This is a genomic window from Brachybacterium sp. NBEC-018 (assembly GCF_024860185.1).
In the GTDB taxonomy this organism is placed as follows: domain Bacteria; phylum Actinomycetota; class Actinomycetes; order Actinomycetales; family Dermabacteraceae; genus Brachybacterium; species Brachybacterium rhamnosum.
In genome coordinates, this window is the sequence record NZ_CP100650.1 from 742,774 (window position 1) to 755,721 (window position 12,948).

Genomic DNA, 12,948 nt, shown 5'->3' on the forward strand with positions numbered 1-12,948 from the left:
CCGCTCCGGGAAGGATGAATCATGGCTGTCGCAGATCGACCGAAGGTGGTGTGCCTGTGCGGGTCGCTGCGCTTCGCGCCGCTGTTCGCCGCGGAGCGCCGCAGGCTCACCGCGCTAGGGGTGATCGTCCTCGGGCCTGAGGAGGCCGAGGGTGAGCTGACCCCACGGATGCGGGAAGCGCTCGGAGAGCTCCATCTCCGGCGCATCGACCTGGCCGATGAGGTCCGTGTGGTGAGCGAGGACGGGTACCTGGGTGAGGCGACCCGCAGGGAGATCGCGTACGCGCGTGATCACGGCAAGGTGCTGAGTGCAGTGCAACCCGGCGTGGAGCTCTGACTACCGTCCAGCGCGGGCGGCGTCGTCGACAGCCCGCCCCGGATCCGGAAGGATCGGAGCTCCGCCCCCGATCACAGGAGATCCCATGGCCCACCAGCTCGACCCGACCCCCGCCGTGCACACCTGGTCGCTGTTCCGCACGATGGGCCGCTATGTCGCCCCGGGATCGGCGCCCTCGGGCGCGCTGACGGAGAACACCGAGGGCGGCGGGCTGCCGCTGCTCGAGCTGCCCGGTGAGCTCGCGGCGCACGGCTTCCGCAGCGCGCAGCTGTGCCACTTCTACCTCCCGAGCACGGAGGATGCGTACCTCGGTGAGCTGCGCTCGGCCTTCGACGAGGCGGGCGTGGACCTCGAGTGCTTCCTCGTGGACGACGGCGACCTCGTGGACCCGGACCGCGGCACGGAGCAGCGGGCGTGGATCTCCGGATGGATCGACGTGGCCGAGCGCCTGGGCGCCCCGCGCGTGCGGGTCCCCGCGGGGGATCGCGCGCCGAGCGAGGAGACGCTGAGGGCGAGCGCGGAAGGGCTGCGGGCGCTCGCCGCGGAGCATCCGGGGATCCGGGTGCTCACCGAGAACTGGAAGTCCCTGCTCGCGGACGAGAAGGCCGTGCGCCGCCTGCTCGAGCTGGTCGAGGGCGAGGTGGGCATGCTCATCGACACCGGCAACTGGGACGACGAGGAGAAGTACCGCCGGATCGGCGCGGTCGCCGGTGTCGCGGAGTGCTCGCAGGTCAAGGCACGGGAGTCCGCTCCCGGGGTGATCGACGAGGAGGATCTGCAGCGCTCCCTCGCGGTGCTGCGGGAGGTCGAGTACGGCGGGCGGCTGTCGCTGGTCTACGCCGGGACGGACGACGACGAATGGGGCCGCCTCGCGCAGCTGCGGGAGATCGCGGTGCGCGAGCTCGGCTGAGCCTCCGGGGGAGGGGCGGCGTGTTCGCCGTCGACGGACGCGCACCCCTTCACTAATACCCCTAGGGGGTATAGCTTCGCTGCATGGACGCACAGCGGAGGATGCCGTCGGAGTACGGCTCGCACGCCGGTCACGACATGCCTGCCGGTCATGACACGCACGCCGGGCACGACATGCATGCGGGCCATGACATGCACGGAGGGCATGGCGGACACGGCGGGCACGGCGACCATGTCGGCCGGTTCCGTCGGCTGTTCTGGATCATGTTCGCCCTCGCGGTGCCCGTCGTGGGCCTCTCGCCCATGTTCGCGGACCTCCTCGGCTACCCGCTGCCGCTGGTCCCGGGGCTGCGCTGGGTCGCGCCGGTGCTCGGCACCGTCATGCACGTCTGGGGCGGTCGGCCCTTCCTCACGGGCGCCGCCTCGGAGCTGCGCACCCGCCGCCCCGGGATGATGCTGCTCATCGCGCTCGCGATCACCGTCGCCCTGGTCGCCTCCTGGGGCGCGACCCTGGGCCTGCTCCACCACGAGCTCGAGTTCTGGTGGGAGCTCGCCCTGCTGATCGTCATCATGCTGCTGGGCCACTGGATCGAGATGCGCTCCCTCGCGCAGACCTCCTCCGCGCTCGACTCCCTCGCCGCCCTCCTGCCCGACGAGGCCGAGCGGATCGAGGGGGAGCGGGTCGTCCCCGTGAGCCCCGCGGATCTGCGCCCCGGTGACCTCGTCCTCGTGCGGCCTGGCGCCGCGATCCCGGCCGACGGCAGCGTCGCGAGCGGCCGCGCCGAGGTCGACGAGTCCATGGTCACCGGCGAGTCCCGCTCCGTGGAGCGCTCCGCCGGAGACAGGGTTGTCGCGGGCACCGTCGCGACGGACTCGAACCTGCGCATCGAGGTCACCGCGACCGGGGAGGACACGGCGCTCGCCGGGATCCGCCGGCTCGTCGCCGAGGCCCAGGCCTCCACCTCGCGCGCCCAGCGCGTGGCGGACACGGCCGCCGCCTGGCTGTTCTGGTTCGCTCTCGGCGCGGCCGTGATCACCGCGATCGTCTGGTCGCTGCTCGGCATGCCCGACGAGGCCGTGATCCGCACGGTCACCGTGCTCGTCATCGCCTGCCCCCACGCCCTGGGCCTCGCGATCCCGCTGGTCGTCGCCATCGCGACCGAGCGCGCGGCCCGCGGCGGCGTGCTCGTCACCGACCGCCTCGCCCTCGAGGCGATGCGCACCGTGGACACCGTGCTCATGGACAAGACCGGCACCCTCACCCGCGGCGAGCCCGCCCTCACCGAGGTCCTCGCGGCGTCGGGCGCCGGGCTCGACGAGCCGCAGCTGCTGGCCCTCGCGGCCGCCGCGGAGGCGGAGAGTGAGCACCCGCTCGCCCGCGCCGTCCTCGAGCGTGCCGAGCGCGACGGCCTCGCGGTCCCGGCGGGCACCGACCGCAGCTCGACCCCCGCGCTCGGCGTGAGCGCCCGCGTGGACGGGCACGAGATCCGGGTGGGCGGGCCGCGCCTGCTCGAGGAGTCCGGGCTCGACCCACTGCCCGGCACCGCCGCCTGGCGGGAGAAGGGCGCGATCGTCCTGCACGTGCTGCGGGACGGGGAGGTCGCCGGGGCCCTGCGGCTCGCCGACGCCGTGCGCGAGGAGTCCCGCGAGGCGGTCGAGGCGCTGCACGCCCTCGACATCGAGGTCGTCATGATCACCGGCGACGCGCGCTCCGTCGCGGAACGCGTGGCGGCCGAACTCGGGATCGACCGGGTCCTCGCCGAGGTGCGGCCCGAGGACAAGGAGCAGGCGGTCGCCTCCCTCCAGGCCGAGGGGCGGAAGGTCGCGATGGTGGGCGACGGCGTGAACGACGCCCCGGCCCTCGCCCGGGCCGACGTCGGCATCGCGATCGGCGCCGGGACCGACGTCGCGATCGCCTCCGCCGGGGTGGTGCTCGCGAGCTCCGACCCGCGCTCGGTGCTCTCCGTCATCGCGCTCTCCCGGGCCGCGTACCGCAAGATGCGTCAGAACCTCTGGTGGGCGGCGGGCTACAACCTGCTGTCCGTGCCGCTCGCCGCGGGGGTGCTCGCCCCGATCGGGTTCGTCATGCCGATGTCCGTGGGCGCGCTGCTGATGTCCGCCTCGACCGTGGTGGTGGCGCTGAACGCGCAGCTGCTGCGGCGTCTGGACCTGCGTCCCGCCGCGGGCGTCGCCGCCGCCCTCGCGCGCCGGTGACCACGGAGCGGGGTGTCGTTCACCGGTGGCTGGGGCGCGCGTCGCTCGAGGGTGGTCGGCGTGGCCATCGCGGCCGGCGCGGTGGCTGGAGTGGCGACGCTCCAGGAGTGGTCGCGAAACGAGCCATGACGCTGTGGTGGGGCCGGTGCGGAGGGAGGAGCGGCGACGCTCCAGGAGTGGTCGCGAAACGAGCCATGGCCGTCGGGAATCCATCGGTGGTGGCGTCATGGCGAATGGCTCGTTTCCGCGCCACCTCTGGAGCGTTGTGACACCCCCACCTGACCTGCGCGCCGGCCAGTCCGATGGTGGTGGCCACACGGCTTGACCCATACCCCCTAGGGGTATAGATTGCTCAACGGACGGGTACCCAGGAGGGGTTCCCCGCATGATCGACGAAGGAGGCCCTCGATGGCAGCACAGGAGTACCAGGTGACCGGGATGACCTGCGGGCACTGCGAGATGTCCGTGCGCGAGGAGGTCGGCGAGATCCCCGGCGTCACCGACGTCCAGGTGAGCCACCAGACCGGCAGGCTCGTCGTCACCGCCGCGGCACCTCTCGAGGACACGGCCGTCATCGGCGCCGTCGAGGAGGCCGGCTACACCGCCGTCCCCGCCTGATCGACGCCACCCGGCGGGCCCCCGGCGTCTCCCGTCGCGCACTCCCGGCACCGCACACCCCACCCCGCACAGAAGGACAGGAGCACCATGGACAGCCGCGCCCCGCTCATCGCCGACTCCGGCATCGAGCTCGAGATCGGTGGGATGACCTGTGCCTCCTGTGCGAACAGGATCGAGCGCAAGCTCAACAAGCTCGACGGCGTGAGCGCCACGGTCAACTACGCGACCGAGAAGGCGAAGGTCACCGCGCCCAGCGGCTACGACCCGCAGCTGCTCGTCGCCGAGGTCGAGAAGGCCGGCTACACCGCTGCCCTCCCCGCGCCGCCGGCGCCGGAGGCCGACGACGCCGCGGAGGCGGAGGATCCCGAGCTGCGATCCCTGCGCCAGCGGCTCATCGGCGTCGCCGTGCTCACCGTGCCCGTCATCGCCCTCGCGATGATCCCCGCCCTCCAGTTCGAGTACTGGCAGTGGCTGTCCCTCACCCTCGCCGCCCCCGTCATCACCTGGGGCGCCTGGCCCTTCCACAAGGCCGCGCTGACCAACCTCCGCCACGGCGCCGCCACCATGGACACGCTCATCTCGATGGGCACCTCCGCGGCGTTCCTGTGGTCCCTGTACGCGCTGTTCCTCGGCACCGCCGGCATGCCCGGCATGACCCACGGCTTCTCCCTCACGATCGCGCCGTCGGACGGCGCCGGGAACATCTACCTCGAGGTGGGCGCCGGGGTCACCCTGTTCATCCTCGCCGGCCGCTACTTCGAGAAGCGCTCCAAGCGGCAGGCCGGCGCCGCCCTGCGGGCCCTGCTCGAGCTCGGCGCGAAGGACGTCGCCGTGCTGCGCGACGGCACCGAGGTGCGCGTGCCCACCGCGCAGCTCGCCGTCGGCGACGAGTTCGTCGTGCGCCCCGGGGAGACCATCGCGACCGACGGCGTCGTCGTCTCCGGCACCTCCGCCGTGGACGCCTCGATGCTCACCGGCGAGTCCGTCCCCGTCGAGGTGGGGGAGGGGGACACCGTCACCGGCGCGACCGTCAACGCGGGCGGCCGGCTCGTGGTCCGCGCCACCCGGATCGGCTCCGAGACCCAGCTCGCCCGCATGGCGCGGCTCGTCGAGGACGCCCAGACCGGCAAGGCCGAGGTGCAGCGCCTCGCGGACCGCATCTCCGGCGTGTTCGTACCGATCGTCATCGCGATCGCCCTGGTCACCCTTGGTGCCTGGCTGATCGCCGGGTTCCCCGCGAGCGCCGCCTTCACCGCCGCCGTCGCCGTGCTCGTCATCGCCTGCCCCTGCGCCCTCGGCCTCGCCACGCCCACCGCCCTGCTCGTCGGCACCGGCCGCGGCGCCCAGCTGGGCGTGCTCATCAAGGGCCCCGAGGTGCTCGAGTCCACCCGCGCGGTGGACACCGTCGTCCTCGACAAGACCGGCACCGTCACCACCGGCCGCATGACCCTCACCGACGTCGTCACCGCGCCCGGCACCGACCGCGCCGAGCTGCTGCGCCGCGCGGGCGCCCTCGAGCACGCCTCCGAGCACCCCATCGCCCGCGCGATCGCCGCCGGCGCCGCCGAGGAGGCCGGGTCCCTGCCCGAGGTCACCGGCTTCACGAACCTCGAGGGTCGCGGCGTGCGCGGCACGGTGGAGGGCCACGAGGTCACCGTGGGCCGCGCGAGCCTGCTCGACGCCTCCGCCGCCGGCCTGCCGGAGGATCTCGCCGCCGCGAAGGCCGACGCCGAGGCGCAGGGCCGCACCGTCGTCGCCGTCGCCTGGGACGGCGCGGCCCGCGGGCTGCTCGTCGTCGCCGACGCCGTGAAGCCCACGAGCGCCGAGGCGATCCGCGGTCTCGTGGACCTGGGCCTCACCCCCGTGCTCCTCACCGGCGACAACACCGCCGTCGCCCGGCAGGTCGCCGCCGAGGTCGGCATCGAGCAGGTCGTCGCCGAGGTGCTCCCCGAGGACAAGGTCGACGTCATCACCCGCCTCCAGGGGGAGGGGAAGGTCGTCGCGATGATCGGCGACGGCGTCAACGACGCCCCCGCCCTCGCCCAGGCTGACCTCGGCCTCGCGATGGGCACCGGCACCGACGTCGCGATCGAGGCGGCCGACGTCACCCTCGTGCGCGGCGACCTCCGCAGCGCCGTCGACGCGATCCGCCTCTCCCGGCGCACCCTGCGCACCATCAAGGTGAACCTCTTCTGGGCCTTCGCCTACAACGTCGCGGCGATCCCGCTCGCCGCGCTGGGCCTGCTGAACCCGATGCTCGCCGGCGCCGCCATGGCGCTCTCGAGCGTGTTCGTGGTGGGCAACAGCCTGCGCCTGCGCGGCTTCCGCTCCGTCATCCCGCGCTGAGCGCCGGGGAGCGCGGCGGGGGCCGGACCCCTCGGCCTACCCTGGGCGCAGGGACGGGAGGGGATCGGATGAGCGCAGGAACAGGCACGGCGACGGGCATGCGCCGCGGAGGCACGGGGCGGCCGGGCGGCGCGCTGCTGCTCATCGCCGCAGGCCTCGCCCTGCTGGGCCTGGCCCCGCTCGGCTGGTACGTGCTCGGTGCAGTGCTGCTCGGCGTCGGCGCGTTCCTGCTCGCGACCGTCCACCTCCGCGGGGTGCTGCGCACCGTGATCGCCGCGCTCCTCGCGCTCGCGCTGGTCGTGGTGCTCGTGAGGATCCCGGGCCTGATCGAGGACGCCGCCCTGGACCGCGGCCGCGTGTGGCAGGCGGCGACCCCGCTCGACCGGGCGGACCACCCCGATCTCGACGTCCCCGTCGTGGCCGAGGGGCAGTACCTGATCCCCGCCGGGGCCGACCTCTCCGTGGTCGACGCGCAGACCGGGGAGGAGGTCGCGCGTCCCTCGACGGGGCTCGACGACGTCCGCCAGGCGGCCTTCGGCGCGGGCAGCACCTACTACGTCACCGGGACCGACGGCCGCACCCCCCAGGCCTGGCGGGTCGACGCGGGCGGCGCGACGAAGCTCCAGGACGCCGCAGCGGAGGACCACTCGCTCGTGGTCGTCGGCGCGGAGGACGGCGTCGCGGCGGTGCGGGACTGCCCGCCCGGCACGGACACCCTCGACCCCCTGGACTGCACCGTCACCGGCTACGACACCGCCGGCCGGCTGGCCTGGCAGCGCACCTACGGCGCCGCCCTGAGGTTCTCCGTGCTCGAGCACCCCGTGCCGCGCCTCGCGTATCTCGCGACGGAGGGCACCCTCGATCCGGTCGCCGTGGACCCCCGCAACGGGGAGGTGGTGCGCAGTGCGGCCGGTTCCGAGGACCCCGAGGACTTCCTCGGCGATGCCCTTCCCGTCCCCGAGGAGTCCACGACCCTCCCCGAGGGGGAGGCCGTGGACGTCGGCGGCCTCGCCGTCACCCGCGACGGGGCGGCGCTCACCGCCCGCCGCGGGGACGACGTCGTCTGGACCGCGCGACTCGCCGGGGAGGTGGACGACGGGGTGCGCACCGTCGCCGCCCACGGTGAGCTCGTCGTGAGCGCCGGGGCCCGCGGCTGGGGCCCCTACCGGTCCTGGCGCCACCCCGGCAGCCGTCAGCTGACCGTGCTCTCCATGTCCACCGGCCAGGTGCTCGGCACGCCGCAGGTGGCCTCGGCCGAGGTCATGCACCCCGTGGGCGGCGGGGCGGTGCTGGTCCTCACCTCCGACGGGGCCGACGGCAGGACCCAGCTGGTGCGCTGATCCCCACTGCGGGACGCGGCGCCCGCCGGATCACGGCGCCACGTACTCCTCGCGCACCCGCCCCTCCGTCGCGTGGGCGAGATGGATGTAGTCCCGATCCGCGTGGAGCAGGATCGCGTCGTTGACGACCGCGTAGGCCGCGATGAGGCAGTCGAGCGCCCCGGCGGCGCGGACCTTCCCGTCGGCCCAGAGGGCATGTTGCAGCGCGAGGGCGTCCTCCGTCGAGGGGTGAACAGGCGCGGGGAAGAAGGCGGCCATGTGGTCACGCAGCAGGGTGTGCTCCTCCGGGTCCCGCGCCGAGTGGCAGTACTCGAGCACCTGCGGAGGGCACGTGATGATCAGGTCGTCGACCATCACCCGGCGCAGGCGCGCGGTGACGGACGGCGTGGAGGCGGCGCGCTGCCAGACGCTGTTGTCGACGAGATAGACGGCCATCGCCGGTCACTCGCCGGGCAGCGGGTAGTCGATCGTCGGGGCGTGGATCTGCTCGTCCGCGAAGCGGTGCGCGATGATCCGCTCGACGGCCGCAGGCTGCCGGTGCATGGCCGTCAGCGTGCGCAGGGCGAGCTCGACGGTCTCGCGCGTCGTCCTCGTCCCCGCGGCGATCTTCGCCTGGGCGAGAAGATCCGGGTCGATGTCTATCGAGGTCACAGGCATGTCAGGCCCCCTTCGGATGTGCTCTATATATCCGAGTGTATAGACGGGGGCGGAGGCGGGCCAGAGCGGGCCGCGGGCGGCGGTGGTCATGTCGGCATGGTGCCGCGCCGACCCTCCTGCGAAGGGACGTCGGCCGGGGCTGTGGACGAAGCGATGTGGGGAGGAGACGTTGCACGGAGAGTCCGGAGGTGCGGGGGGCTGCGCTCAGCCCCGCCCGAGGTGCTCCTCGATGAGCGCCGAGACCCGCGCCGGGCGGTCCTGGTTCGCGTTGTGGGCGGCGCCCGCGACCACCTCGAGCCGCACCTGCGGGTCCCGCTCCGCGAGGCGTCGCAGGGCCGCGGCGATGTTCCCCGAGCGGTCGCGCTCGCCGAGGACCGCCAGCACGGGCACGGGGAGCCGGTAGGCGGGATCCGGGGTCAGCGCCTCCCGCCAGAAGTCCATGACCTGCGCGAAGTCGTCCCGGCCGACGGCCCCGAGGCGCTCCTGCACGTAGGCGCGGGTGGCGGGCTCGGTGCCGCAGGCGCGCGCGGAGGCGGCGACCGTCCAGCTCCACGGGAGCACCCGCAGCACCGGGCCCGTGCTGCGCAGCGCGAGCACGTCGCTCCTGCGCAGCGGGCCGTGGTTGTCCGTGCAGTCCACGAGCACGGCGCGGCGCGCGAGAGCCGGGTCCCGCGCGATCAGGGACTGGACGAGGTTCCCGCCGAGCGACTGGCCCACGAGGGTGATGTCCTCGCCGGCGAGCGGGGCGAGCAGCGCCTCGATCTCCATGAGCGCCGCGCCGTAGCGGAACGGGCCCGCGGCCGCCGAGCGCCCGTGCCCGGGCAGGTCCGGGCAGAGCACGCCCACGCCGGGCGGCAGGGCCTCGACCTGGGCGTCGAACATGGCGCCGTCCATGCCGGCCCCGTGCAGGAGCACCACCCAGCGACCGTCGGCCGACTCCCGCCTGCGCACGTGCAGCGCCGCCATCGGATCCCCCTGCCCTCGCCGGGCCCGGCCGGACCCTGCGCCGAGCCTAGCGAGCGCCGCGCGGGAGCCGGGCGGCCACCTGGTCCACGACGAGGAAGGCGAGCAGACCCAGTCCGATCATCGGGAGGAACAGCCCGATCACGAGGCCGGCGGCGGCGACGGCGAGCACGCCCCACCAGGGCGCCGCGCGCAGCGCACCCCGGGAGGGCACACGGCCGGGACGCGAGCCCCGGCCCCGCTGCCACCACATGACGTAGCCGGTGACGACGACCCCCGCGATGCCGAGCGCCACGGCCGCGACCGCCAGCTGGTTGACGAGCCCGAACAGGGTGCCCATGTGCAGGTCCACGCCCCAGCGGGCGAGCTTCGCCATGAGCGGGTAGTCCGCGAAGTCCGCCCGGTCCACGACCTCGAGCGTCGTGGGGTCGATCGCGACGGCGTCCACCCGGGTGGGGTAGCTGCGGTGGATCTCCTGGACCACCCAGGCGGTGCCCGGGGTCTCGGGCGGGCGGATCTCCACCTGCGAGGAGCCGATGCCGGCGTCCCGCGCGGCCGCGAGGACGTGGTCGTAGAGCACCGGGGAGTCCTCGCCCCCGTCCATCCCCGCCATGTCGCCCATGTCCATCTCGCTCATGTCCATGTCGCCCATGCCCGCGCCGTGCCCGGCGTGGCCCTCGTGCCCGGCGTGCTCACCGGCACCCGATCCGCTGCCGGACCCGTCCAGGGCGGTGTCGACCGCGGGCGCCGTCCAGTCGAGCGCCGCGCGCAGGGCCGTCACGTTCGCACCCGCATGCGCGGACCACGTGATGCCGGTGGCGGAGAGGAACAGCATGCCGAGCGCGAGCACCACCCCGGCGGGGGCGTGCCAGGAGAGCGTGCGGCGCCGCCCCGGTGCGCGCAGCCGCGGCCGGGTCACGGCGGCGCGGGTCGCCGGGCGACGCACCCGCGCGATCCACAGGCCGATCCCCGCGACCGCGACCACCCCCAGCCAGGAGGCCGCGAACTCGCTGTACAGCCGGCCCGCCTCCCCGAGGTGCAGGTTCCGGTGGAGCTGGTCGATCCAGGTGCGCAGCGGCAGCGCGCCGCTCGTCCCGTACACGGTGAGATCGCCGCGGATCTCGCCGCTGCCGGGATCCACGAAGATCCCGCGGGTCTCGCTCTCGCCGAGGCCCTCCCCGGCGAGCATGACGCGGGTCGTGTCCCCGGGGGACGGGGCGGGGCGCACGGCGACCACGTCGCTCTCCCCGGCATAGGCCGTGGCGGCGGCGACCTGATCGGCGAGCGGGAGCGGCGCATGGGTGGAGGGCGCCGTGAGCTCGTGCTTGTCGACCACACGCTCGAGCGGGGTGGACAGGGCGTAGAGGGCGCCGCTCAGGGCGACGACGATGAGGAAGGGGCCCACCACGATCCCGGCGAGCGTGTGCAGCCGCAGCAGCAGCGGCACGAACCAGCGGGGATGGGCAGGGGGACGGGGTGACGACATGGCAGGACCTCGTGTCGGAGGAGGGGAGGGCAGGGCAGGCTCCCGCCCGCCGGCCGGGTCACGGAGACCCCGGCCGACGGGCGGGAGGTGGAGCGGGAGCGGCGTCAGGCGAGCACGGACTGGCCCAGGTACTCGCCCTCGGCGCAGCCCGGCGGGATCGCGAACACCGCCGAGCCGATCGGGGTCGTCCACTCGTTCAGCAGGTCCAGCTCCGCGAGACGACGCTGGATGGGCAGGAACTGCCCCTCCAGATCCGCCTGGAAGGAGCAGAAGATCTGCCCCGCCTCGGAGACCGCGTCCGAGCCCGCGGGCGGCGGCACGTCGTAGTGGAACGGCCGGCGGAAGATCTCCTGGTGCTCGCCGTCGTCCACCCCGTTCGCCCGCCGCATGTGCGCGAACTCCGCGATCCGGGAGAAGCCGTTCTCGGTGAGCGCGGTGAAGTCCGCGTCATCCGTCTCCTCGGTCCCGGTGAGCGGGGCGCCCGTGTCCAGGCGCGTGCCCACCGCCTCCTCCCGGGCGGTGCGATCGGCCTCGTCCCAGGTGTCGAGGTCCATCCGGATCCGGCGGATCACCATCGAGGTGCCGCCCGCGAAGGGACCTTCCGGGATCCACACGATCCGGGAGAAGTCCTCGCTGCCCAGCGCCGCGTTCGCGGAGCCGTCGAGCTGCCCGAAGAGGTTCCGCTGCGTGGTCGCGGGCCGCTGCACGCCGTGCGCCCGGCGGAACCCGTGCTGGATCCAGCGCACGGTCGTGAACGAGCGCGAGTCCTTCAGCAGCATCCGCACCGTGTGGGACAGGGTGACGGGGTCATCGGACCCCACCTGCAGCAGCAGGTCCCCGTCGCAGAACGCGTCCTGCAGCTCGTCGATGTCGAAGGCCGGGAGCGGGGCGAGCCACGAGGGCACCTCCCGCTCCGCCCGCCGCAGCAGGCCCGGGCCGAACCCGGCCGTCACCGTGAGACGGGCCGGGGCGGTGACCATCTCCGGCTCGACGTCCGCGAGGGGTGCCTGCCCCGCGGTGAGGCGGGCGGCGTCCTCGGTGAGCAGCCGCAGCAGGCGCAGCACCCCGTCCCGGTCCACGCCGTCGCGCAGGTCCAGGGCGAGGAACGTGGCGTGGGCCTGCGGCTCCGTCTCCACGCCCGCCTGGTGGGCGCCGTGGAAGGGGATCGTCCCCGCGCCCATGAGCGCGGGCTCGGCGGGTGCGGCGGGGGTGGTCGTTCCGCGGGCGGGGCCGACGGCCCGGTCCAGGAGCGCCCCTGCGGCACCGGCGCCCACGAGCCCGGCACCGGTGGTGCCGGCGAGCAGGAGTCGGCGCCGGCCGCGGTCCGCGGTGCCTCGTGGGTCGGGCGCGTCGCGGCGGGTCACTCGTCGCCGCCGTCCGAGGCCATGGAGCCGTGGTCCATGCCCTCCATGCCCTCCATCTCGCCGCCGCCGTCGGAGGGGCTGTAGTTCTCCTGCGCCCCCGCGAAGTCCTTCACGGTCGCCGTGATCGGCAGCTCGGCCCCGCCCGCGAACTGCAGCGTCACCTCGACCGCGTCCCCGGCGAGCAGGGGCGCGGTGAGGTCCATGAGCATGATGTGGTCCCCGCCCGGCTCGAGCCGCAGCTCGCCGCCCGCGGGGATCGCGAAGCCGCCCTCCTTCTCCTTCATGCTCATGCCGCCGGAGCCGTCGGCGTTGGTCTCGTGCAGCTGGACCATGCCCGCCGCGGAGGACGCCGCGCCGACGAGCGTCACGGCGCTCGAGGAGGCGTTGGTGAGGGTGCCGAACACGGCGGACATGCCCGACTCCGCGGACTTCACCCACGCGTCGGCGAGGGAGAGGGCAGCGGTGTCGACAGTGTCGACGGCGCCGTCCGAGGCGGAGGATCCGGTGGCGCCGCCGTCGTCGGAGCCGCCGGCGCTGCAGGCGGCGAGGGGGAGGGCGAGCGCGCCGAGCAGGGCCGCGCGCCGCGAGAGGGGCGAGGTGAGAAGGGTCGGGGGCAGGGTGGTGCGAGACATGGGAGTCCTTCGGTGAGGGCCGGGCTCGCGCGGTCACCGGGTTCTGCGCCGTCGGCGTCGCATCCGTGGGCGCGTCGCCGCCC

12 protein-coding genes are annotated in these 12,948 nt (G+C 74.4%); 6 read left to right on the top strand and 6 right to left on the bottom strand.

Features of this window, described 5'->3' with window-relative positions; genetic code table 11:
* Positions 1-21: 21 nt before the first annotated feature.
* The 6 genes from NLU66_RS03335 to NLU66_RS03360 all read left to right on the top strand — a co-directional run bounded on the left by NLU66_RS03335 (position 22) and on the right by NLU66_RS03360 (position 7,763).
* Entirely contained in the window at positions 22-336 is a 315-nt protein-coding gene (locus NLU66_RS03335) for a hypothetical protein (protein WP_259361530.1), read from the top strand.
* Between the two features lie 85 nt (positions 337-421).
* Positions 422-1,246, top strand: a complete 825-nt coding sequence (locus NLU66_RS03340) for a sugar phosphate isomerase/epimerase family protein (protein ID WP_259361531.1) — start codon at positions 422-424, stop codon at positions 1,244-1,246.
* A gap of 83 nt (positions 1,247-1,329) precedes the next feature.
* The gene (locus tag NLU66_RS03345; RefSeq protein WP_416232178.1) at positions 1,330-3,459 is read left to right on the top strand and encodes a heavy metal translocating P-type ATPase; all 2,130 of its coding nucleotides are present in this window, start codon (positions 1,330-1,332) and stop codon (positions 3,457-3,459) included.
* Between the two features lie 408 nt (positions 3,460-3,867).
* Complete coding sequence (locus tag NLU66_RS03350; protein WP_259361532.1) at positions 3,868-4,077, top strand: heavy-metal-associated domain-containing protein; 210 nt, start codon at positions 3,868-3,870, stop codon at positions 4,075-4,077.
* 87 nt (positions 4,078-4,164) lie between these two features.
* Positions 4,165-6,423, top strand: coding sequence for a heavy metal translocating P-type ATPase (locus NLU66_RS03355; RefSeq protein WP_259361533.1), 2,259 nt, complete (start codon positions 4,165-4,167; stop codon positions 6,421-6,423).
* A 68-nt stretch (positions 6,424-6,491) separates the two neighbouring features.
* The gene (locus NLU66_RS03360) at positions 6,492-7,763 is read left to right on the top strand and encodes a hypothetical protein (protein ID WP_259361534.1); all 1,272 of its coding nucleotides are present in this window, start codon (positions 6,492-6,494) and stop codon (positions 7,761-7,763) included.
* A gap of 30 nt (positions 7,764-7,793) precedes the next feature.
* Here NLU66_RS03360 and NLU66_RS03365 read toward each other — a convergent pair whose 3' ends face one another.
* The 6 genes from NLU66_RS03365 to NLU66_RS03390 all read right to left on the bottom strand — a co-directional run bounded on the left by NLU66_RS03365 (position 7,794) and on the right by NLU66_RS03390 (position 12,865).
* Positions 7,794-8,198 (bottom strand): PIN domain-containing protein, encoded by a 405-nt coding sequence (locus NLU66_RS03365; RefSeq protein WP_259361535.1) that lies wholly within the window; start codon positions 8,196-8,198, stop codon positions 7,794-7,796.
* Positions 8,199-8,204: 6 nt separating this feature from the next.
* Complete coding sequence (locus NLU66_RS03370) at positions 8,205-8,414, bottom strand: type II toxin-antitoxin system VapB family antitoxin (protein WP_259361536.1); 210 nt, start codon at positions 8,412-8,414, stop codon at positions 8,205-8,207.
* Between the two features lie 210 nt (positions 8,415-8,624).
* A complete protein-coding gene (locus tag NLU66_RS03375; RefSeq protein WP_259361537.1) occupies positions 8,625-9,386 on the bottom strand; it encodes an alpha/beta fold hydrolase in 762 nt (253 codons plus the stop codon).
* Between the two features lie 46 nt (positions 9,387-9,432).
* Entirely contained in the window at positions 9,433-10,869 is a 1,437-nt protein-coding gene (locus tag NLU66_RS03380) for a PepSY-associated TM helix domain-containing protein (protein ID WP_259361538.1), read from the bottom strand.
* Positions 10,870-10,973: 104 nt separating this feature from the next.
* Complete coding sequence (locus NLU66_RS03385) at positions 10,974-12,233, bottom strand: Dyp-type peroxidase (protein ID WP_259361539.1); 1,260 nt, start codon at positions 12,231-12,233, stop codon at positions 10,974-10,976.
* Complete coding sequence (locus tag NLU66_RS03390; RefSeq protein ID WP_259361540.1) at positions 12,230-12,865, bottom strand: copper chaperone PCu(A)C; 636 nt, start codon at positions 12,863-12,865, stop codon at positions 12,230-12,232. The genes NLU66_RS03385 and NLU66_RS03390 overlap by 4 nt, the downstream gene beginning before the upstream one ends.
* Positions 12,866-12,948 lie beyond the last annotated feature (83 nt).

Coding starts and splice junctions, on each gene's coding strand:
- NLU66_RS03335 (WP_259361530.1), top strand. CDS start 22: ATGGCTGTCGCAGATCGACCGAAGGTGGTGTGCCTGTGCGGGTCGCTG.
- NLU66_RS03340 (WP_259361531.1), top strand. CDS start 422: ATGGCCCACCAGCTCGACCCGACCCCCGCCGTGCACACCTGGTCGCTG.
- NLU66_RS03345 (WP_416232178.1), top strand. CDS start 1,330: ATGGACGCACAGCGGAGGATGCCGTCGGAGTACGGCTCGCACGCCGGT.
- NLU66_RS03350 (WP_259361532.1), top strand. CDS start 3,868: ATGGCAGCACAGGAGTACCAGGTGACCGGGATGACCTGCGGGCACTGC.
- NLU66_RS03355 (WP_259361533.1), top strand. CDS start 4,165: ATGGACAGCCGCGCCCCGCTCATCGCCGACTCCGGCATCGAGCTCGAG.
- NLU66_RS03360 (WP_259361534.1), top strand. CDS start 6,492: ATGAGCGCAGGAACAGGCACGGCGACGGGCATGCGCCGCGGAGGCACG.
- NLU66_RS03365 (WP_259361535.1), bottom strand. CDS start 8,198: ATGGCCGTCTATCTCGTCGACAACAGCGTCTGGCAGCGCGCCGCCTCC.
- NLU66_RS03375 (WP_259361537.1), bottom strand. CDS start 9,386: ATGGCGGCGCTGCACGTGCGCAGGCGGGAGTCGGCCGACGGTCGCTGG.
- NLU66_RS03380 (WP_259361538.1), bottom strand. CDS start 10,869: ATGTCGTCACCCCGTCCCCCTGCCCATCCCCGCTGGTTCGTGCCGCTG.
- NLU66_RS03390 (WP_259361540.1), bottom strand. CDS start 12,865: ATGTCTCGCACCACCCTGCCCCCGACCCTTCTCACCTCGCCCCTCTCG.